Annotated in this window: 16 protein-coding genes; 9 read left to right on the top strand and 7 right to left on the bottom strand. The window is 57.1% G+C overall.

Annotated features, from left to right (window positions below; translation table 11 throughout):
• Positions 1–19 precede the first annotated feature (19 nt).
• Together ACR0J8_RS19860 and ACR0J8_RS19855 are read left to right on the top strand one after the other, a co-directional pair.
• Entirely contained in the window at positions 20–1,612 is a 1,593-nt protein-coding gene (locus tag ACR0J8_RS19860; RefSeq protein WP_480891822.1) for a hypothetical protein, read from the top strand.
• A gap of 44 nt (positions 1,613–1,656) precedes the next feature.
• The gene (locus tag ACR0J8_RS19855; protein WP_480891820.1) at positions 1,657–2,757 is read left to right on the top strand and encodes an acyltransferase family protein; all 1,101 of its coding nucleotides are present in this window, start codon (positions 1,657–1,659) and stop codon (positions 2,755–2,757) included.
• Positions 2,758–2,770: 13 nt separating this feature from the next.
• On the opposite strand, the gene ACR0J8_RS19850 is transcribed toward ACR0J8_RS19855, so the two are convergent.
• On the bottom strand, positions 2,771–4,021 hold the full coding sequence (locus tag ACR0J8_RS19850) for a glycosyltransferase family 4 protein (protein WP_170817315.1): 1,251 nt from the start codon (positions 4,019–4,021) through the stop codon (positions 2,771–2,773).
• The gene (locus tag ACR0J8_RS19845) at positions 4,014–5,276 is read right to left on the bottom strand and encodes a nucleotide sugar dehydrogenase (protein ID WP_170682279.1); all 1,263 of its coding nucleotides are present in this window, start codon (positions 5,274–5,276) and stop codon (positions 4,014–4,016) included. The genes ACR0J8_RS19850 and ACR0J8_RS19845 overlap by 8 nt, the downstream gene beginning before the upstream one ends.
• 354 nt (positions 5,277–5,630) lie before the next feature.
• Here ACR0J8_RS19845 and ACR0J8_RS19840 point away from each other — a divergent pair, with 354 nt between their 5' ends.
• Genes ACR0J8_RS19840 through ACR0J8_RS19820 form a run of 5 tightly spaced genes read left to right on the top strand, consistent with a single transcriptional unit; the run spans position 5,631 to position 10,831 of the window.
• Positions 5,631–7,169 carry an oligosaccharide flippase family protein gene (locus ACR0J8_RS19840; RefSeq protein WP_480891816.1) on the top strand — a complete coding sequence of 513 codons (1,539 nt, stop codon included), beginning with the start codon at positions 5,631–5,633 and terminating at the stop codon, positions 7,167–7,169.
• Positions 7,170–7,193: 24 nt separating this feature from the next.
• Positions 7,194–8,186 (top strand): glycosyltransferase family 2 protein, encoded by a 993-nt coding sequence (locus ACR0J8_RS19835; RefSeq protein ID WP_480891813.1) that lies wholly within the window; start codon positions 7,194–7,196, stop codon positions 8,184–8,186.
• On the top strand, positions 8,183–9,127 hold the full coding sequence (locus tag ACR0J8_RS19830) for a sulfotransferase (protein WP_480891810.1): 945 nt from the start codon (positions 8,183–8,185) through the stop codon (positions 9,125–9,127). Before ACR0J8_RS19835 ends, ACR0J8_RS19830 begins: the two co-directional genes overlap by 4 nt.
• Positions 9,127–10,149, top strand: coding sequence for a lipid II:glycine glycyltransferase FemX (locus tag ACR0J8_RS19825; RefSeq protein ID WP_480891807.1), 1,023 nt, complete (start codon positions 9,127–9,129; stop codon positions 10,147–10,149). Before ACR0J8_RS19830 ends, ACR0J8_RS19825 begins: the two co-directional genes overlap by 1 nt.
• Position 10,150: 1 nt before the next feature.
• Positions 10,151–10,831, top strand: a complete 681-nt coding sequence (locus ACR0J8_RS19820) for a polysaccharide deacetylase family protein (protein WP_480891805.1) — start codon at positions 10,151–10,153, stop codon at positions 10,829–10,831.
• Between the two features lie 7 nt (positions 10,832–10,838).
• Here the strand turns inward: ACR0J8_RS19820 and ACR0J8_RS19815 are convergent, their stop codons facing one another.
• The 3 genes from ACR0J8_RS19815 to ACR0J8_RS19805 form a co-directional block, all read right to left on the bottom strand.
• Positions 10,839–11,768: a sulfotransferase domain-containing protein gene (locus tag ACR0J8_RS19815; RefSeq protein ID WP_480891802.1), complete on the bottom strand. Its 930-nt coding sequence runs from the start codon at positions 11,766–11,768 to the stop codon at positions 10,839–10,841.
• A 47-nt stretch (positions 11,769–11,815) separates the two neighbouring features.
• On the bottom strand, positions 11,816–13,165 hold the full coding sequence (locus tag ACR0J8_RS19810) for an O-antigen ligase family protein (RefSeq protein ID WP_480891799.1): 1,350 nt from the start codon (positions 13,163–13,165) through the stop codon (positions 11,816–11,818).
• A 314-nt stretch (positions 13,166–13,479) separates the two neighbouring features.
• Positions 13,480–15,564, bottom strand: coding sequence for a right-handed parallel beta-helix repeat-containing protein (locus tag ACR0J8_RS19805; protein WP_480891796.1), 2,085 nt, complete (start codon positions 15,562–15,564; stop codon positions 13,480–13,482).
• Between the two features lie 585 nt (positions 15,565–16,149).
• On the opposite strand from ACR0J8_RS19805, the gene ACR0J8_RS19800 reads away from it, so the two are divergent.
• Complete coding sequence (locus ACR0J8_RS19800) at positions 16,150–17,280, top strand: right-handed parallel beta-helix repeat-containing protein (RefSeq protein WP_480891793.1); 1,131 nt, start codon at positions 16,150–16,152, stop codon at positions 17,278–17,280.
• Between the two features lie 29 nt (positions 17,281–17,309).
• On the top strand, positions 17,310–17,714 hold the full coding sequence (locus ACR0J8_RS19795) for a GtrA family protein (protein ID WP_480891790.1): 405 nt from the start codon (positions 17,310–17,312) through the stop codon (positions 17,712–17,714).
• Here the strand turns inward: ACR0J8_RS19795 and ACR0J8_RS19790 are convergent.
• Both ACR0J8_RS19790 and ACR0J8_RS19785 read right to left on the bottom strand, forming a co-directional pair.
• On the bottom strand, positions 17,711–19,384 hold the full coding sequence (locus ACR0J8_RS19790) for a hypothetical protein (protein ID WP_480891788.1): 1,674 nt from the start codon (positions 19,382–19,384) through the stop codon (positions 17,711–17,713). The genes ACR0J8_RS19795 and ACR0J8_RS19790 overlap by 4 nt on opposite strands.
• A gap of 37 nt (positions 19,385–19,421) precedes the next feature.
• Positions 19,422–21,443 (bottom strand): acyltransferase family protein, encoded by a 2,022-nt coding sequence (locus ACR0J8_RS19785; protein ID WP_480891786.1) that lies wholly within the window; start codon positions 21,441–21,443, stop codon positions 19,422–19,424.
• Between the last annotated feature and the right edge of the window lie 226 nt (positions 21,444–21,669).

Below are 21,669 nucleotides of genomic sequence, written 5' to 3'. Positions count from 1 at the left end.
AATACAATGAACTGACACGATGACCCAAATTCTGTTACAGGAAAAAAATGAGCCTGCAAAGGATCTGGAAACCGCCCCGCAGGGCTGTTGCCTGCGTTCGACATTGGTGCTGGTCGTGCTGGTCAGCCTTATCCCACTTTTACTGACACCCGTCTTGCCGCTGACGGATTTCTACGCGCATATTGCCAGATATTACATCCTTGCACATCTGTCGGATTGGAGCGCACTGCAACAGAACTATGAGGCCGCCTGGAAACTGTTGCCCAATCTCGGCCTCGACATTCTGGGCGTCGGAATCATGACAGTGTTCGAGCCGCTGCTTGGTGCCAAGCTGATCGCTGGCCTGATCATTGCAGCCCCTTTTTCCGGAGTACTTTACCTTGCACATGTCCTGCATGGCAGGATCACGGCATTGAACGTATTGCTGGCCGGTCTGGTAGCCTATAACCACATTCTGATCTGGGGGTTTTCGAATTTCCTACTTGGGCTGGGCGTTCTTTTGGGCGCAATCGGATACTGGGTCGCAACGCAAGACCGGCCCACTCGTCAGTTAACTGGCGCGGCCGGTCTGGGGCTGATCCTGTTTTTTATTCATGGCCTGGCCTTTGCCCTTTGGGGGCTTTTGCTTGGCGCGGTTGAGCTGTCGCTGGCCCATCAGGCAGGGCAGACAACTTTACCGGCAGTCATGCGCAGAGCCGGGCGGCTGCTACTGATCAGCGTCGCACCGGTATTGCTGTTTTTGAAGACAAAGACGGCAGGCGGCGGTGTCACAACACCGATTACCAACCTTCTGGCACATGCTGAAAAAGGAACTCTGGCAGAGCGTCTGAGCACAGAGATTTCTCTTAGAATCGACGGTATTTTGCGTGTCGCGGAAACCACCTGGCGCATCGCAGATTATGGCCTTGGCATCGTCTTATGGGGCATGCTGATCTGCGGCTTGCTGTTCAGTGTCTGGAAGATTGACCGGCGCATGAAACTTGCCTGCGCATTCTGCATGGTTCTGGCCCTGATCCTTCCACCAAACCTTTTCGGGGTCGGACATCTCAGCGAACGTATCCCGCTTTTGTTACTAGCACTTCTAGCCGCAAGTCTTTCTCTGAACCCCGAAGTCAAAGCGTCGAATCGGCAGGCGACACTCATGGCGGTTGCCGCGCTGCTGCTGGTGCGCAATCTGGTACTGAGCGTTAGCTGGTATCAGGATGGCAAGGTTTATTCAGCCTATCTGGACGCGATGGCCCTCCATGACACAGGTGCCTTGGGGGCCGGCATCTATCTTGAGGGGACAGAAGACCCCGGGGCCGTCGCCTCTAGCTGCATGCCCCTGCCGTTTTTGATGGTCTTCAACGGCACGGCAATTCCCACTTTCTCAAACCCCACCCAGCAACCCATTCGCATCATCGGCGCGCTCGGAAACGTAATGGCGGCCACTCAGCAGATCAACGCAGAGACCGATCCCCTCGTGCCCTCCGTATTGGCTGTTCTGGCGGAGGCAAAAGCAGACACTGTTGTCGTCTGTTCGGTGGACTCCTTCCGTATGCCGGTTCAGGGTTTCAATATCCTTGCCGCAAGCGCACCATGGACATTGTATCAGCGCAGTGCCTCGCAATAGCCGCATTCCCGGTTCAGAATAGGGCCAGCCTAGGAAAACTGTAGATGAAAGCAGAATTTATGTGCACCGCCCCCGGGCAAACGGCTGAGTTCATTGCTGACCGATCAGGCGGGCGCGACAACAATTTCAACCTGATCCGCATCCTTGCCGCAGCCGGGGTGTTGGTGTCCCATGCCTATCCTCTGAGTTGGGGAGCCGGTGCTATCCAGCCATTAGAGGTTTTGCTGCATGGAGTGGCTCTGGGCACCGTATGCGTCTGGATTTTCTTTGCTATCTCGGGTTTTTTCATCACACGCAGCTTTGACCGGACGCCCTCAACCAAGTCGTTTCTGACCGCGCGGGCCCTGCGCCTGTTTCCCGCGCTTGCCACAGTACTAGTTGTTACCATTCTGGTTGCCGGGCTTTGGCTGACCGAAGCGGCCCCTTCCGTCTACTGGGCTGCAACCGGCGAATACTTCATTCGAAACATTCTGCTGTTCAACCTGAAATACACTTTGCCCGGCGTCTTCGTTGACAACCCCGGCGGCAGCGGGATCAACGGCTCGCTCTGGTCGCTGTCATACGAGGTCACCTGCTACACCGGTGTTTTCCTCTGCGGAATACTTGGCCTGCTTAGAACCCGCAAAGTCTTTTCCGGGCTGACATTTGTCTTTCTGTGCGCCTATTCTGCAACGATGGTCTTCGAGCTGAACCCGCGCATCGAACAGCTCGCGCGTCTGGGGTTGCCGTTTCTGACCGGGATGACCTTCTATGTCTTTCGTCACAGCATACCATTGTCCTGGACAATACTAGCAGGAGCAACAGCCATAATAGTTGCCGCCTGGTTCACACCCCTCTTCCTACCCGTATTTGCGATTTTCCTGTCTTATGCAGTGTTCTTTTTCGGTTACGCCCAAACTCCTCGGCTTTTGGTATACAATCGGCTGGGCGATTACTCCTATGGCGTCTATATCTATGCATTTCCGATCCAGCAGTTAGTGGCACAATCTGGTGTGACAACACCTGCCATCAACATCGCCCTTTCCCTGCCCTTCACCCTGATATGCGCAATGCTGTCCTGGCACCTAATTGAAGCACCGGCGATGAAATTGCGCCATCGCAAAAAGCCACCGAAACCGGTCAAGACAAAACAGGTCGCAAAGTAGGCGCAGCGCGTGCCTAACCCTTCCAGATCCGCTTGTAGGCCGCGATCAGCGCGGGCACCTGATGCGGCCAGGCCATCTCGGATTCGACCCGGGCGCGGCCATAGCGGCCCATGACGGCCCGCCGTTCATCATCCGCCAGCAATTCGGCGATCCTGTCCGCCATATCCACCGGATCGTTGGCCTTTGCATAAAGCGAAGCCTCCTGCGCCGAGAACCGCCCTTCGGTCACGTCGAACTGAACGATGGGCTTTTCGAACGCCATGTATTCGAGGATCTTGTTCATGGTGGACTTGTCGTTCATCTCGTTCACCCGGTCCGGGTTCACGCAGACATCGGCGGTCGACAGGATCTCGAACAGATCATGGTCCGGGGCCCGGCCAGTGAAGGTGACGTAGTCCGACAGGCCCATATCGACCGATTGCTGTTGCAGCTTCTCAAGGCTGGGGCCACCGCCGACAAGGCAGAACTGGATATCGTCGCGGCCCTGCACCTGCACCAGATGCGCCACAGATTCCAGCAGCAGGTCGATACCTTCCTGATCCCCCATCACACCGACATAACCCACCATATACTTCCGACCATTGCGCCAGGCGGGGTTCGGCGGCAGGTGCTGCAACCGGCTGAGGTCGGGGCCGGAACGGACGACAAAGACATCCTCGGGCGCCATGCCGCCGCGTTCGATGGCAATCTTGCGATAGCTTTCATTGGTGGCAATCGACACCCGGGCCGAGGCAAAAGTCAGCCGCTCGAACGTCTTCATCAGCTTCCAGAAGAACCCGCGCTTGTTGAACTTGGCCTCATACAGCTCGGGGTTGATGTCGTGGTGATCGAACAGATAGCGCACGCCAAACAGCTTGAAGGGCAGCGCCACCAGAAAGATCAGATCGGGCGGGTTGCAGCCATGGATGACGTGAAACCCACGGGTGAACTTGATCTTCAGCGCCAGCCAGCTTTCCCAGAACAGCGCCGCGCCATATTCCAGCAGATACCCCAGCGCGCCACTGGCATCCAACGGCAGCGGGTGACGATAGACCTTGATGCCCTCGTCTTCCCACACACGTTCCTCATGCCCCTTGCCGGTGGGACAGATGACCGAGACCAGTGCGCCTGCGGCGGCCAGCGTGCGCGCCTCCATCCAGACACGGCGGTCGAAGGGCACCGGCAGGTTCTCGACCACGATCAGAACCTTCAGCCCTTTCAGAGGCTGGCTCTGGCGCAGCTCCTCGAACGAAACCGGCTGAACGGCGGGCGGGGGGCTAGTCATATTCATAGGTTCGCACCACCTCTGTATCACCCAGGTTCAGCTCGTTGATGATCCGGTTCGAGCCGATCACCAGGTCCCATGGCCCGGCCTCGGCTGTGGCGCGATCGACCAGCAGGCTGCCCACCGTCGGCAGGTGGGTAAAGGTATAGCCCAGGTTCTGACCGCGCAGATCGGCGGGCCTGATGGCGGGGTCGTAGACCGACAACTGATACCCCCCCTGCAGCAGCCGGCGGGCGATGTCGACATTCGGGCTTTCACGCAGATCGTCGGTCTCGGCCTTGAAGGCCAGCCCCGCCATCAGGACCCGGCCCCCTTCGGGCAACCGTGCCATGATGTTCTGCACCTGATGGGTCTTGTGCGCCTCGTTGGTGCGCAGCAGGCTGTCGATCAGATGCGTATGCGCGCCCACCTCGCCCGCGATATGCTGCAGCGCGCGGACGTCCTTGGGCAGGCAGGACCCCCCAAACGCCCCCCCGGGCCGCGTGTAATAGGCCGAGATGTTCAGCTTGGTGTCCGAGACGAAAATCTCGTGCATGGTCTTCGCCGAAACCCCCATCTGCTGGCAGATGCGGCCAACCTCGTTGGCAAAGGCCACCTTGGTCGCGTGCCAGGTGTTGTCGACGAACTTGGTGATCTCGGCCTCTTCATAGGCGGTGTAGAAAACCGGCGCATCCAGACCTTCGTGCATCTCATCCATCACTTCGGACCGGCCGCCGTCACTTGTGCCGACAACGATCTTGGGCGGGCTGAAGAAATCATCCACCGCTGACGCCTCGCGCAGGAATTCCGGGTTATAGACGATCTCGACCGCCTGCGCGGTCCTGTCGCCCAGAGTGCTGCGGAAAATCGGCTCGATCAGCTGGCGGACGGTACCGGGACGGAAGGTGGAGCGATAGGCCACCGTCAGGGGCCGCGCGCGGTCGGGCGAGACGGCCCTGGCGATCTGGCGTGTCACCTCGGCCACGAAATTCATGTTGTGCGAGCCGTCGGTCGAGCTGGGCGTGCCGACACAGACGATGGCCAGATCGACATCGGACAGGTCCGGCATTTCAACCACCGCGCGGATCAGGTTCCGGCCAAGCGCATCCGTCAGCAGATCGGCCACCTTGGGTTCCTTGATCGGAGGCTGCCCGGCGTTGATTTCGGAAACCTTGTCGGCATTCACATCGACGCCGACCACCTCATGCCCTTCGCGGGCCAGACAGCAGGCTGCCGTGAACCCCACATACCCCAGGCCAAAAATCGCAATCTTCATACTGCTACACCATTTTAAAACCCAGTACCCAACACCCGGGCCGAAAATAAAAGACCTACAAATCTACACATACTTGGCAATGTCGCGCAAATAGTGTCCAATTCATAACACCAATTGAAAGTATAATTTGCCGCGGAATTCAACGTGCAGAGTCGAGATATAGACGCCTTTTGACAAATGGAACAAAACCGTTGCGAGCCACTTGTAAAAAGGCACTATCCGGGTAGCAAATAGCCATCCGGTCGGGTTTCCAGAATCATGGTTTTCGGCTGTTGCGAGGGCCCAATAAGACGTAATTTGGAAACACTGGCGCGCCATAGCACTGTTTGTTGCGAGTATGGAAAGTTAAGGAACTTGAAACAGCCAACCGATCCTGCGCGGAATACCGACACCTCCTCCCGCAGCGCGGCCCTTGCCGTAGGGGCCACGGCATTGCTGGCCTCCAGCCTGTTCCGCCAGGTACTGGGTCTGGCGACACTGGTGATCACCGCGCGGCTCCTGACCCCCACGGATTTCGGGATCGCGGCGTACTTCTTGGTTGCCACCGCTTTTCTTGAGATGATGCAGCGGCAGATCTCGAATGTTCTCATTCGGCTCGACGACGCCACGCATCAACATCTCGAGACGGTTTTCACCTTTCAGGTGATCCTCGGCGTCGCTGCGGGAGTGCTGTTTTACGCAGCCCAACCCTTTGTCGCCGTCATCGGGCTGCCTGAATTGGAACCCCTGACACCGCTTCTGTGTGCGCTGTCGCTGATCATCGCCTTCAAAAGCCCCCGTTTCGTATTGTACGAACGCAACCTGCGCTTCAGCTTCGCCGCCGGAGAAGAAACCTTGAGCCGGATCATATACTCGGCGATTGCAATCAGTCTGGCTTGGCATTGGGGGGATTTCTGGGCCATCGTGGTTGCCAATTTCTGCGCATTGACCACGCGCTGCATCTGGACCTTCGGCTTTGCCCCAATGGCGCCGCGATTATCCCTATCGCGCTGGAGAGACTGTTTTTCCTTTTCCATCTGGTCCACCGGTGCCCTGGTCGCCCAGTTCTTTTCCAGAAACATGCCACAGCTTATTGTCGGAGCGACGCTGGGGCTTTCGGATGCCGGGGTTTTTCGGCTGGGAAGTCGCCTGAGCGCGCTTGTCACGACGCAACTGTTCGCTCCGCTGCAGCGTGTGCTGTATCCTGGGCTTGCGGATATTTCACGCAACACCAACCGGCAGGATGAGACGTTTAACCGGCTGAACGAATTATTGCTGGCAATCGTCTTGCCCGTCTCGGTTGGGATGGCGCTTGTGGCCAACCACATTGTCATCGTGGTTCTGGGCCCGCAATGGCTGGGGGCTGCACAAGTCATTTGGGTTCTGGCCCCTCTCAAGGCGCTGGAAACCTTGCAGGAAAATGTCCAATCCGCCTCTTTTGTCGAGGGGTCCACCAAGATTTTGCTTGTGCGCAACACCTTCCTGCTAGCGATTGTCTGCCTGTTTATGTGGATCGGTGTGCAATACAGCTTTACCGGCGCGCTAGCGGGAGCCGGTGCTGGCAGTGCCGCTGCCATCATGACCACGCTGTTTCTGGCAAAACGCTATGGCAAACGCACCGTGACCGGCCCCCTGACCGTTGCCTGGCGCTCTTTCGTCTCGACATTGGTCATGATCGCCGCCGTTCTGTTCGTCGGCAGCGCCTATGGCAGTACCGAGGTGATCGGTTGGGCTTATGAGTCATTTGACGATCTACCTCTGTTGCGGGTGCGTTTCATCGTGAAGGTCCTGGTGGGCGTCGGGGCATATGTCGGTACACATTTGTTGCTTTGGCACCTGTCCAAGCGGCCGGAAGGCGTTGAAAGCGCCGCTTTCAGACTGGCCGGGAGAATGCGCAAACATGTTTTTTACTGAAGAAAAAAGGGAACGTTGCGGATCATGAAACACGCCGCGACACCTCGGCCTGATCTCAGCGTCATCATTGTGAACTACAAGACCCATGACGTGACATCGAAGGCGATACAGTCGGTTCTGGATCATCCGGGCAAGTTGAACCTTGAGGTGATCGTGGTCGACAACGATTCACAGGATGGCAGCGTCGAGGTCTTACGCGCGGCCTTTCCGCAGATAAAGGTTCTGGCCGCAGACCATAACGGGGGATACGCGTGGGGCAACAATGTCGGCATCCGGCGTGCCAGCGGGTGCTATCTTCTTGTCCTCAATCCCGATGCGCTGGTCTATGACGATACGCTTGAACGCGCGGTCGCATATATGCAGGACAATCCGGACATTGGCATTCTGGGCGGACATGTATCGCTTGAAAACGGGACGCAGCAGCCGACCCTGTTTCGTGAGCTGTCACTCAGCAAATTGTTCTGGGGCCTTGTGGTACCAAACCGCATCCTGCGGCGCAGCCGGCTGTTCGGGGATCAGCGCTATGCTTCGCTGGCGCGCGATACTGCACAGGATGTCGAGGTTGTCGCCGGATGCTTCATGATGATCTCGCGCGAGGTCGTTGAAAAAGTCGGCATGATGGATGACCGGTTCTTCATGTATAGCGAGGAATCCGAATGGTGCTGGCGGGTCCGACAGGCCGGTCTGAAAGTGCGCTACAATCCCGATGTGCGCCTCATGCACTATGGAGCCGTCTCAACCGGTCAGACATCGCCGTGGAAATCCGTCGAAATCGCCAAGGGTCACATCCTATTCCTGCGGTTTACACGGGGCCCCGTGGTCGCATGGCTGGGAACCGGGCTTATGGTGCTGGCAGACCTGTTGCGCGCCGTCTGGTTTCTACCCCTTAGCCTGATCCGGCCCGGCCATAAAGAGGCGCAAGCCTGGCGCGCGCGGTTTGCGTTTTTGCTTGGCGCCATGTTCAGGCAGCCAAAAGGACAGACCCCGCCGCAACCCAGTGCCGGAATAGCGGCATGAAGGCACTGGCCAAATCCGCCCTGCGCGCAACGGTGCATACCGTTCTGTCTCCGCTTGAAGCGCGAATGCTTGCCCGGCAGCCCGAGGCGAAATGGTCCCATATTTTCATTCTGGGAGCGCCGCGGTCGGGAACCTCTCTGTTTTACGAACTCATGATCACGCAGTTCCGATTTACCTATTTCACCAATCTGGCGCATCGGTTCTACAAGACACCGCTGGCCGCCACAAAACTGGGGCAACCTTTCTTGTCACCACACAAACCGGCATATCAGAGCGACTATGGTCATATCTCAGGCTGGGCCGCCCCGAACGAGGGCGGGTGGATCTGGCAGCGCTGGCTGGAAGACGGGCCTTGGGTGGATGAGAGCAAGATCGCAGATTTGCCGGTCGATGAAATCCGATCGACACTGGCCGGAATGTCGCGCCTGTCTGCGGCCCCCTTCATCAACAAGAACGTGATGCATTCAAACCGTGTGCGGTTGCTGGATGCCCTGTTCCCCGGCTGCCTGTTCCTTGAGGTCCAGCGTGACGCCAAGGACACCGCCCGATCCATCATCCGTGCGCAACGGCGCAACAAAGGGCCTCAGCGGGATCAGGAAGAATGGTGGTCTGTGCGCCCGTCAAATGCCGCGGGCGATACGGATATCGAACGCGCCTGCCGCCAGGTCACAGGCGTGGCCCAGGACATTGAGCGCGACTGCAACCATGTCGGATCGGGCCGACTGTTCAGGGTCAACTACGCCACCCTCTGTGCCAGCCCTCTAAGCGTCTTGAGCGACGTCGCCCGATTTCTGACCGATCACAAAATCCCCGCCCAGCCCCTGAACCAAGACCCTGTGCCCGCGACCTTCACCCTGCACCCATCCAAGGCTCTGTCTGCGGAAGATGAGGCCGTCATGGGTGCTTTTCTTGATCGCCCGGAAACCGGGGCGGTGGTCTGATGGCGGATGAAACACTTTCCCTGCGACCGGTCGCGCCCGAGGATTGGCCCAAACTGAGTGGTCTGTTCGATGATCTGACCTATGAGCAAAGCCTGACCTATGCGCAGGCCGCCGCCCGCCGTATCCGTGCAACAGCCGAGTTTGTGGCCGTGTACGATGCGCAGGGCAGGCCGGTGGCCGCTGCTTGCCTGAGGATCAAGAAAGTGCCGGTCCTGAACCGGGGCTTCGCCTGGATTGCGGCCGGACCGTTGACACGGATGGCAGGGCAGCCGGACCCCGAGCCCGCCGTGATCCGATTCATTCTCTCCAAACTTCGCGATCACACGCATGCCGCGGGCCATGCCTTGCGTTTGCGGTTTCCGGTACAAGCCTCACCGTCAGAAGACGCCGTCACAGGTGCTGGATTTGCGCCGACCCAGCGGGCGGCCCCATATCAGACAGTGCTGATCAACCCGGATCAGGACGATGACAGTCTGATGGGCGCCCTACATGGCAAGTGGCGCAATCCACTGCGGAATGCGCTGAAAGCGGGGTTAGAGCTTGAAACGGGTCCGCTCCAGGACCTGTCAGATCGCTTTTCATGCCTGTATGAACAGGTCCGCGCCACCAAGGGGTTTCAGCCCGACATTCCTCCGGAATTCTACTATGGGCTGGCGGGGCCGGATTTCGACCATAACGTGCTGATTGCGCGCAGGGATGGCGAGGATATCGGTGCAATGACCATCGGTATGTCCGGTCCAACCGCGACCTACCTGTTCGGGGCCACATCCGAAGCCGGGCGAAAGCTCAATGCCGGGCACTACCTGATGTGGCAGGCCATACTGTATTGCCGTGAACGGGGCGCGAAATGCTTTGATCTGGGCGGAATCGATGCTGAGGCAAATCCAAGCGTCACCCGGTTCAAACTGCGCACTGGCGGTTCGGAGACCACCGCATCCGGTCCGTATGAGGCTTGGCCAAACGGGCCCGGTGCGGGCCTGGTCAATCTGGCTGAAACGCTGCACAAAAGGCTGAAACCCTGATATGGCCCGGCGAATTGGTCTCAATTTTCACGGAATAGGCACTCCGGCACGCATGTTGGAGGATGGCGAGGCGCCCTATTGGCTATCAGAGACACAATTCACGGACATCCTGGACCGGGTGGTGGCCAACCCCGATCCGTCAGCATTCGTTCTGACTTTTGATGACGGCAATCAGTCGGATTACGAGATCGCCCTGCCCGCCTTGGTACAGCGGGGCCTGAGCGCACGTTTCTTTGTTCTGACGGGGCGGCTGGACACGCCCGGATCACTGGCGCGCGCGCATGTCACAGCCCTTCTGCGGGCCGGGATGCGTGTAGGCAGTCATGGGATCGCCCACGTTGCCTGGAGCGAGATGGATACAACGGCACTTGAACGGGAAATCGTCCAGTCGCGTGACGACCTGCAGGTGTTATGCGGTCACCCGGTGACCGAGGCCGGAATACCGTTTGGCAAATACAATGCCCGTGTTCTGCGCGCCCTGCGCCGGAACGGCTATGGCACGGCATTTTCGAGCGACACAGGCTATATGAACGACACCGCTTTTCTGCGTCCCCGCACCTCGTTTCGCGGGGATATGACCGAGGCCGAGATTGACGCGATATTCGCAGCGCAGATGCCCCCTGCCCGACTTTTGCGCCGCGCGGCAGGCATGATCAAGAAACGGATATTTCCGCTGCGCTGACCACTGCCTAAACAGCGTCTTTCGATCCTTCAACGGACGAACGGGCATATCCGAACTTGTCCAGAATATGCCCAAGCTCCTGTTCGATATAGGCCAGATGCTCGGGCTCTAGCTCATTCTTCCACTGCCCGCTGCGCCCGCTGCGGATATGCGCACGTTCGTTGGTTTTGGTGGCCGAGACCTTGGTGCGTTTTCCGGCTTCAAACAGACGCATCAGGCGAACGCCCAACTCATGCGTCTTGCCGGTCAGCCCCAGGAAGGTGAACATTTCGGCATAAAGCGCATCGCGCTGATCGCCCATCAGGTCATCATAGGAAACCTCAAGAATGTCCGGGTCATCCAAATTCCAGTTTTCAAGAGTTTCGCGGCTGAAGAAGATGAAATGTCGGATTGTCATGAACAGGCCTTCGGTCTTGTCTACCGCCTGCAGCTTTTCCTGATACGTCCGCCCGTTTTCGTCGGGCACATGCGCCCAACGCTCGTTCGTCCATAGATGGTAGTGATAGGACGACACGATCATGTCGCGTGGATCGCGCATGATATGAATACCCTTGTAAGGCCCGATACCGGACAAAGGCGTCTGGCTGTGTATGGACAGAAAGACCTTTGTCTTCGGCTTCGGCCCCTGCCGCGAGATATCTTCGAACCGTTCCCCCAGACCAAAAGCCAGCAGCTTGAGCACAGCTTTGAAATAGGTCGTCATCGCCTTGTGGTGCGTTCCGACGAAAATCTTGTGCTGAAGTTTCCCCGCCCCCTTTGCGCTTTTTCGGCAAGCCAGAAACAGTGGCATTATCCGCCATAGCTCGGGGTTTTTAAAAAGGCCGTAATTCTTGCGGAACGAGATGGGAAGCTGGGTCACAGCCTTGCGAAAGATTGATCGCTTTGGTTTGCGCCCGATCCCGGCGTCCGTCATGATCTTTTCTGGCTGAGTTGACACTCGTCAATTTCCCTTTGTACAACTTCCTGCGGACTGCACACCCGCAGTCACGCCTTCTCGTCTGATGGCGTTTCTGTGGACTCGAACCGTGTATATCTGACCCGCCGTGGACGTGTGCCTTGCGCTTCTGCGTCGGGCTGGTCCGTGTCTTCTTCGGCATCGAGCATCCATAGGCCGGCGCCCAGCATGAACATCAAAAGGCAAAATGTCGCCTCCCACAGGTGCACCGAAATGGCCGCGATGCAAAACCCTGTCAACGCAAAGAGGTATCCCAGCCGATAACTTGCCAGTCGGTCGGAAAGTTTGGCCCGACCGACTTTCACTTGAACCACGATCAGGACGGCAATCAGAAGAAAAAGCGCTGGCAAGCCATAGCGCAATGCCACCACCATCCAGAAGTTATCGAGGCTGCCCACCATCCAGGCTGGCCTGCTGAACGGGTTCAGCCCGATCCCGAAAATGGGGTTGTTGAGAACGTCATCCGAGGCGTTGTTGAAAATATGAATCCTGTACCAGGCGGATTTGCTGTTCAGCGTCATATAGGCTGCAAACAACTGCACCGGCGGTCGGTTCGCCACAATGTCGACTAGGACATAAAACCCGGCAAACAGATACAGCAGCAGGTTCCACTTTTTCTTAAACGCGGAAAAGACAACCTTCCAGGATATCAACGCCATCTGCACCGCGACCGACAGCCATGCACCGGACGACAAAGAGGTGAACGTTGCCGCAAGAACAACACTGATACGAGGTGCCTTGTAGGCCAGCCCCTTGTCGTACCCCAACACATACCAGGTCAGCGAAAATCCAACACTGCAGAAAATGCCGAACAGGATCGGGTGCGGCATGGATCCCTGTGCCCGGTACAAGCCCAGGCGGGGCTCGTCATATACAACTTTGGCGACGTTCCCGATCTTGGCGAAGTATTCAAGGATCAGAGACCTGTCCATCAGGGTCTGATAGACGCTGAATGGCAACATGAACAAAATCAGGATGAACATCCAAAGAGCAAAAGTGCGAAATGCATTTGCATCCCGGATCATCCAGCGCGCAATGAAATAGGGGCCGATCGTTTCTGCAAAGGCAATACCGATGAATTCCCATCGCACAAAACCGTGATTATGCAACAGCGCAAGACTGGCCCAAACCGCATAAATAAGCATCATGTAGTCAGGCGCATAATACCCACCCGAGCCATCAAGCCAGCGGATCAGGGCCGGGATGATGAAGATCAGCAGAACAAGGCGGTACGTCCCGATCTGCAAACCCGCAACATCGAAATAGAACGGTAGAACAAACCCGAGAAACAGTAGGGGAATGACAAACGGTGTACGTTTCGCCCTGGCCCGTCCCTCCGAGGCGTGCACTGTTCTTGTTGTTTCTGCCGATGCTACCACTGCACTTCGTCTGCCTTTGGTTTCAAATCATGGAATCCGGGTACTGCTCAATCCGACACCCGGTACACAAATCGCGTTTTATTCTAACTCACCCAAAAAGGTTTTCATCTAATATCTCTGGCACTGAAGGCTGATGTGTCCTGCCAATACCGGCCTTGGCACTAATTGTCCGCATACACCGTGCCCATCGTATTCCAAAAGGCCGCGCCGCAAACACCCTATGTGGCCTCAGTGAAGAAATAAAAGACGGGGCGCATATTGTACGCCCCGTCACAACATTCCGTTGGGAAACTGCTCATTGTTCAAGGATGCCATTAGGCAATGAACACATCATCCGGAACCCATGTGTCGACAAACTGAACCTCGTTATCAATGGCGAAGGCACTGATTTCACCATCAACATCACGGCCCCATGCGGTTCCGAGCGTCCAGCCGCGATCACGGCCACCGGTAAAGTCGAAATCAACACCAGTTTCATCAATAACAATCTTGTCATCTACAATCACCTGCAGACGGTCTGCGTTCTCATCTACCAAAAGGGTGATCGTGTGCGTTTCGGTGTCGTTCAACCCGATATCACCGCTCCAGAAGCCCTTATTGAACTCGGCGTCCTTATTGGCGACATGGGCGATCACCCCGTCACCCGACAAGGTCAGGCCGATTTTCGTGTGATTCCAGACAAGGCGCTGTTTGCTGCCATCCGCCTCATCCCGAGCATAATCGATCGAAAAGGCGACTTGCGCCGAATCCTCGACCTCGGTAACGCGACCGATTTTTACGTAGTCGTCTCTGCCATCGAACTGAAGCGCCGGTCCCGATCCGGTATCGGCAATATATGTGTCCCCTTTCAGAGCGGCCTGGCCACTTCCGGGCAAGTTCGCGATATCGAGGACGAAGTCATCGAAGACCATCGCGGAAGCCGGACCCGAATCTGAGCTGGATGTGCTGCTGTCCGGATTGGTCGCACCGATATCCGTGCTTGGTGCAGTGGTACCGGTATCGGGAGTCGTTGTGCCCACGTCCGGGCTGGTCGTCCCTGAACCGCCAGTTCCGGCATCGGGCTGCGTTGCGCCTGTGTCCGGATTGGTCGACCCTACATCCGGAGTGGTCGGGCTGCTGGCTCCGCTATCGGGGTTCGTCGATCCAGAATCCGGGTTGGTCGCGCCTGTACCAGGGCTGTTTGCACCAGTATTCGCGCCCGTCGATCCGGTTGTGCTGGTGCCAACCCAATTGTCGTATGACAGTGGAAACTGATGTGCCAGATCCGAACCTGCGCCCATCGTATCGATGATGCTGCCCGATTTCACACCAAACTGATTGTACCCGTCTTGCGCCCCTGTGGCGTAAACCGTGAACACATCATCATAGTAATTCGCCGCGTTCGGATCCGTATTCTGAACGAGCACGTTGCTGTTGATATTCCAGCTGGACTGACCGTTATAACCAATGATGTCAGATGTCACGTTATGATCGATCGTGACGTTCTGTGACGTGCTGCCAACTCTGATCGCCGGGATCGACACACCGCCGTTCAACAGGCCAGGCACTGCCAGAACCGTGTTATTGCTGATTGTCACATCCTGCGCGCTGCTCAAGGAAATCCCGTGCGTATGCGCATTGTAGATCATGTTATCTTCGATCAGAACGTTGGTGTAGAACAGGGCCGGGTCATTGGGATCCTTACCCGCATTCCCCATAAAGATGGCCTGAGCATAATCACCGGAACCCATGTCGATGACATTCTCGCGGATGATGATGTCGCTGCTTGGGCCAAGGATCTTGGAGAACTGGATAAAATCACCATGATCTCCGGAATTCAGCGAGCGCTTGAAGTCGTGCAGATAGTTGCCTTCGACAAGAATGCCCTGATTGCCATCCAGATACATGCCATCGGCGCGGATCGAATGGATGTTGTTGCCCGTGATCGCAACATCCTGGTTGGCACCGGCATGCACGCCGACCCGCCACTCGAAGAACTCGTTGTTGTCAACGGTAACGCTTGAGCTGCTACGGATATAAAGGCCATACGCTGTGCCATAGCCATCAGCCGTCGTAGATACACCCGACGCGACATCCCCATCGAACGTCGAGTTTGTGATCGTAATATTCGAGCTGTTCTGAATCTGGAACGGTCTGTGGCTCGCTGACTCTCCGTTGAAAGTGTAGTCGAACTTCACATCGTCGAATGAGATATTCGAGGCACCGTTCACCCGCAGCTCAGAGATTTCAGCCTGCGCATTCGGGTCCGCAGATTTAATTGTAACGTTTGACGCATATTGCGTGTTTATGTTCAGGCGGCCATAGTTGCCCGCCTCCAACAGGATTGTTTCCCCACCTTGTGCCTGAGACAGAGCCTGGTTCAGCTCCGCCGCCGAGGTTACAACGATTGTCTTCGACATCTTTTCACCTTTTTGCATAGGCGCTGTGAGTGGCAGCGCACAAGAATCCCGCTCACCCAGGACAGAAGGAACAGTCGCACGAAGGCGACAGAGGGGCCGAAATATGGCTATGTTTGGAAATTGTTGCCTGCATCGGGACAATAACGTCCTTGCGCCTTCATTTCCGAGTGAAGCTGATACTCGTTACCGGGAATTGTTCCCCTTCCCTTAGCGGTAACTCAGGGTTTGGCGAATTGATTCCCCTGCTGCAACAATGGACATAAAATTGCCACTATTCAGGCATGTGCCCGCGTATCCCGAACAAATATCGGCGGTGAATTGCCCTATACCGCTACGTCAAGTTGCAAAGTATCCCCTGAATAGCGAGCCAGATCGTGTTATGGACAAGGCTTTTGCTTGCCCGTAGGATTCTTCTGTTACCAGCATCACGAAGAGCGGTTGCCTATGCGAAGCACACACTCCCCCGTTGGCCTGTTACCTTGCGCCTGTCTTCTTCTGCTTGCCCTGACAACATCGCTGCGAGCGGCCCCGGCTTGTGGGGGCATACAGATCACTGCGAACCTGCAGGGCGCAAAAGGCGGCCAGATGATCGACAATGCCGGAGCGTTGTCTGCCGCAATCAAAAGTGCCCGTGGCGGCGAAACATTCCTTTTGGCGGGTGGGAATTATGGTGCCCTAAGACTCCAGAAGACGTTCAAAAAGCCGGTGACCGTCCGGTCTGCTAACCCGCTGTCACCCGCCTGCCTGACCGAGTTGCGCCTATCCCGCGCCAGCAACATCACATTCGACGGAATCGTATTCGACTATACGTTCACACCAGGCGACAAGAACCACGTCATCCGCTTCGAGATCAGAAACAGCCACGGCATTACAATCTCGAATTCGGTTTTCGACGGGGATTACAGCGCCGGGATCGGGCACGGGCGCGGACTGTTCGTACGCGACAGTTCCAAAATCACCATTTCGGATAGCGTGTTCAGCAAATGGATGCGGGCCATCACCGCGGTGCACAGCACTTATCTCACCATCCGGCAGAACCAGATCTATGAAATCCGCGCCGACGGGATGGCCTTCAGTGGCATTGATGATGTGGTGATCGAAGGTAATAGGCTGCATAATTTTCGCGCCAGCAGCGGCCGGGATCACCGCGACATGATCCAGCTCATGCGGACCACGAACACCGGCAGCAGCAATATCGTGATCCGGGACAATATCTTCGACATGGGGGCCGGCGATTACACGCAGACCATCTTCATGGGCCGAAGCGGGAAAAATACAAGCGACCCGCTTTTGCGCCATCGCAACATCCTGATTGAAAACAATGTCATCTATAACGCCCATCTTCACGGCATTTCGGTTCATGGCGTAGATGATCTGTCCATTCGCAAGAATTCCATCATCAGGGTCCCTCTGCTCAATGGTGGCAAGGTTACGATCCCACGCATCAACGTATCGGCGTCGACCTCGGTCGTGATCGAACAAAACGCCGTCAGTGAAATCACCGGCTACCAAAACCAACGCGACTGGACCGTGCTGAACAACGCCGTCATTCAGGATCTGTCCCCTTCCGCACGCGGGTTCTATGATCGTGAGTTCATCGTCTACGCGACCGGTGCGGCCAACGGCTTCCATGAATACGGTGTCCGCCCCGGCAGCGAGATCGATCGCCTTGGCGCTGGTTCTACGCTTGTCAAAAACTACCCGACCCGCCGCTGAATGGATGATATTTTGGAAACCGCACCGTCGTGATTTCGGACCTTAAGGACAAACGCCTGCTTTTGCGGTTTCTCAGTATCAGCGCTCTGGGAACGGTCGCTGACTACCTGCTGGCGCTGCTTCTGGCTTCCGCCTTGTCCGCAACTTACACTCTTGCCTCAACCCTGGGCTTTATCTTGGGTTCGGTCATCAATTACTGCGGCCACAATATTGTCAGCTATGAACACACCAGCCAAAGCACGATCTCTATCAGGGGATATGGCAAGTATTTTCTGGCGGTGCTATCTTCGCTAGCGATACGTCTCGCCGTGGTGGAGGGACTGGCCTATACCACTCCCCTGCCCTTCTGGTTCATCCTGCTGGTGGCGATTGGCGCATCTTTTATCGCCAATTATGTGATCTCAACCCTCTGGGTCTTTCGCAGACCTGGTTAAAGCTCCTCCCGCATCGGCACCCTGCGCACGCCAAGGCCAAAGACCAACGCGACTATCAGGCCAAGCGCGGTAAGAGCAGCACCGCCTTTTTCACTCCAATGCCAAGGCAGCAGAATTCTAACATCCATCCCAACCGCATCGAATGTCACGAACCCGCTTTCAGGGTCCCAGGACAGCGTCAAAGGTGCATCATCCGCAGTCATGGCCTGCATATGAGACCAATATATCAGCGCAACCTGTACAGGCTGTCCTTGCCCGGATGAAGTGGCAGGCACCTGCCACCGGCGTGGCCCATCCGGCAGGGGTTTGGCGAACCCGGATGCCGGGTCCTCGATCCTTTCCACGAAATCCAGCAGATGCTGCGGCAACGCCCAGATCGGGTCACCCACAGCCCCGGTTCGCTCTGCCAGCGGATCGAAGACCGCTGGCGGCAGATATTCCGGAGCACCAATCATGGCCACGGGTTGCCCCCGTGCGGCAATACCCCGGGCAATACGGTCGGGTATCAACAGGCCCACCATTGCGAAAGGTATCAAAAGGCATCCCGCCCCGAGCAGGCACTGCCACCGAGTGCAGCGCCCGGACAGAAAGGCATTGCCGACCGCCCCCGCCCCAAGGGCCAGCGCCAGATCGGACATGACGGTCAGCCGGTATGGGAACTGAATCTTTGCAATCACCCAGTTTTCCCAAAGCACCCGCGACAACGAGCTATTGAGCGCAAGAACCAGCACCGCTGGCAGCAGAGCCCAGATAGCTAGCTGTTTTCTGGCCTCGCCTTCCGTGACTGCAACAGCCAGCCCCGCAACCGCGCAGGCCGTCACCTGACAGAGTAGTAGGGCAATTCTGTATTTGCTGTCCGGCAATGTATCGAACCCGATCAGAAACCAGTTTTCGGGCACAAGCACTGGCGTGTAGAGCCCCTCTGGCGACACATCACCCAGCAAAACCAGCGCTGGCATCCAATAAACCGCAGAGGCCGCAACACCAGCCCCACCCATCATCACGAGGATCACAAGCGCGCGGATAAAAGGGGTGCGATGGACCAGAAGCCATGCGGCAACGACGATCCCCAGAACATGCACAACCAGCAACAGAGTCGGAAGATGGCTGACGCCCAGCCCAGCAAGCCCGACCGGCAAGGACCATGCGGGCCGGTGATCACACAGAGCCACAAGCACCCCATGACAGACAAGAGGAACAAAGACGTATGCCGCAAATTCTCCGGCCGCCTGACGGACCACCCAGTCAATACCCAGGTGGTAGGGGGCCAGCGCCCAGATGAAAGCCGCGATCAGGGCAGCCACTGGGGGCAGGAATTGCCGTGCCAGAACCCAGAACGACACACCTGACAGCCAGCACAACAGCCCTCCGGTCAGGCCGAACAGAACTTGTGGGCTGCAACCGGGGCACAGCCACTGCGCCGGACCCGCGGCTACATAAAAAGGAAAGGGTGCGTAAAAGAAGAAATCGAGCCCGCCGACCCCATCCCACAGCGCCGGCAATACCCGAGGATAGAGAGCACCGGTATCGAGAGCTTCTGAAAAGGCCACTGTCCAGCTCAAGTTGAAACCAAAGGAATGCCCCACAGGTGTCCCGATTGCGGCAAAAGCAAATAGGCCGATGGCCAGCGCAGCACATGCGATCACCCCGATCCAGAGCTTGCTAGACACTTGTATCCTCTGTTTTTCCTGAAACTCAGACACGGGATCAGGGTTCCTGCTTGTCAGAAAAGATGTGCGAAAGATGCGGCTCCAGCAGCGCGGCCACAAGCCAGTTCGCGCCCGCCTGGTTGAGATGATCATCGTCCATGTAAATCGGCTCACCCTCCATCAGGATGCGGCAGGATGCGTCACACAGAACATCCGCCGGTCTTGCCAGGATTGCATCGAATTTCCGGCTACCCTCGGACAGGATCGCATAAGCGCGGGCGTTGCGGCGATCAAACTCTTCCCGTGTCGGCGGCGTGCGCAATTCTGTTCCAAAGGCGATGCTGGCCGCAAAAGCATTGGGGACGTTGAACCCGATCTCTGGTATGGTTCCAACGACCACAACATCGATATCATGATCTTTCAACCGCTGAAGCAGGCGCTCAAACCCCTGTGCGACATGGATTGGGTTGTTCTTGATACCCGTCGGCGGTTTCCCGGCAGCCGCAAGATGGGCGGACCTGCCAGACTCGCCTGGCGCCCGGACCCCTTCGGTCACCAACGCCCAACGCGCCACAACGACAACCGCATCAACATCGGGCCGTTGTTCGATATAGCTCATCACGTTTTCATTGTGGACGTCACATGCGTGTTCGGCTGGCATGTCGGCGCGGCGTATACCCATCAAAGGCGGGCAACCCAGCTTGACAAAGGCCTGCCCCGAGATGTTGTGGTCTGTAAGCCATAAATCGATGCCGGACAGCAAAGCGCCGGCATGGGAATCCCCCCATACGACAATATGGCCCACACTCTGTTCCCCGGGGGCGGTGCCTATCGGGCAGGGGTCTTGGTCTTCGGACCATCCTATGCACCCATACATCAAGTCATGCGGGGTTTTAAACCTGTTCAACTCCTGCGCCAAATCGGGCGGTATTCTATCGGGAAACCCTTCTTTCAGAACGAGCGTTCCCGCAGCTGCCAGTATGAGCGCGACCCCGGTTCCGGCCCCCACGAATATGGCACACCTCGAATATCCGCCTTTGATCGCGGACACCCGAAAGGGCCGCTCGATCAGAAAAAGGCTTGCCGTTGCCAGCAGGACCGATAGGACCACACATATCAGTGCCGTTCCGGTTGACAGGTCAACCCGGCCGTATTGCACCCGTGCGGCAACCAGAACAGGCCAATGCCACAGATAGAGCGAGTAGGAGATCAACCCGACCCAGACCATCGGGCGCAGGCTCAGAACTCTGGTGGCCATGGATCCGCCGTGCATCCCTGCCCAGATCAGGAACGCGGCCCCCAGACAAGGCGGTACCGCCATCAAGCCGGGAAAGGGCGTGTGGTCCGAGATTATCAGGATACTGCCTGCAATCATGATCAGCCCGAACAAGGCAACCGCTTCGATCGCGACCGGGCGGCGCAATACCGGGAACGCACCGATTGCCAGCAAGGCCCCGATCCCCAGCTCCCACACCCGCGTGGGTGAAAGATAGAAATTCCCAACAGGGTGCGCCGTGGTGGCCCAAGTCGAAAGACCCAGTGACAAAAAGGAAATTAGCGCAATGGCACCAATCCAGTACTGGCGTGAGAATCTTGCCAGCCCCCACAGCAAAAGCGGAAAGAACAGATAGAATTGCTCTTCGACCGCCAGAGACCAAGTATGCAGCAGCGGGGCCAGTTCGACCCCGCGTCCGAAATAGTCGCCCGCATCCAGCCAGAACCAGACATTCGACACAAACAGCAGTGTCGCACCTGTGGACTTGGCTAGATCGTCATACTGGTCCGGCAACAAAAGGAACCAACCCACCACCAGACAGACCACAAGAACCGCGAAAAGCGCCGGAAGAATACGGCGGGCTCTGCGTTCATAAAATGACAGGATTGAAAACCGGCCTTCTTGAATTTCACTCGCCAGAATACTGGTGATCAAAAAACCCGAAATCACAAAGAAAATATCTACGCCTACAAACCCGCCGGGAACACCCGCAACTCCGGCATGATGCAGAACCACAGGAACAACGGCAACGGCACGAAGCCCATCTATGTCCGGTCTGTAAAAACCTTTAGACACATTACTCACACATATTCCTTAACCAGATGATTTTAGTTATCTCCGTTCTCAGGTCCAATCAAGTTCAAGGGGCAAAGCCGCAAATGGTCCGCAGGTGATCTTCTAGTCCCGCCCCGCGACCCGCTTGGCCACATATCCCAGAAAGGCCCGCTGCGGATTTCTGATCTGCGGGCGCCCTGACGCGGCCCAATAGGCCAGCCAGTCCGCCTCCAGCGCATAGACATCGCGGCCCGGC

It is taken from the genome of Ruegeria sp. N11 (assembly GCF_056531525.1).
The sequence above is the reverse complement of the archived record's forward strand: the minus strand, read 5'-3'. Positions and strand labels throughout refer to the sequence as shown.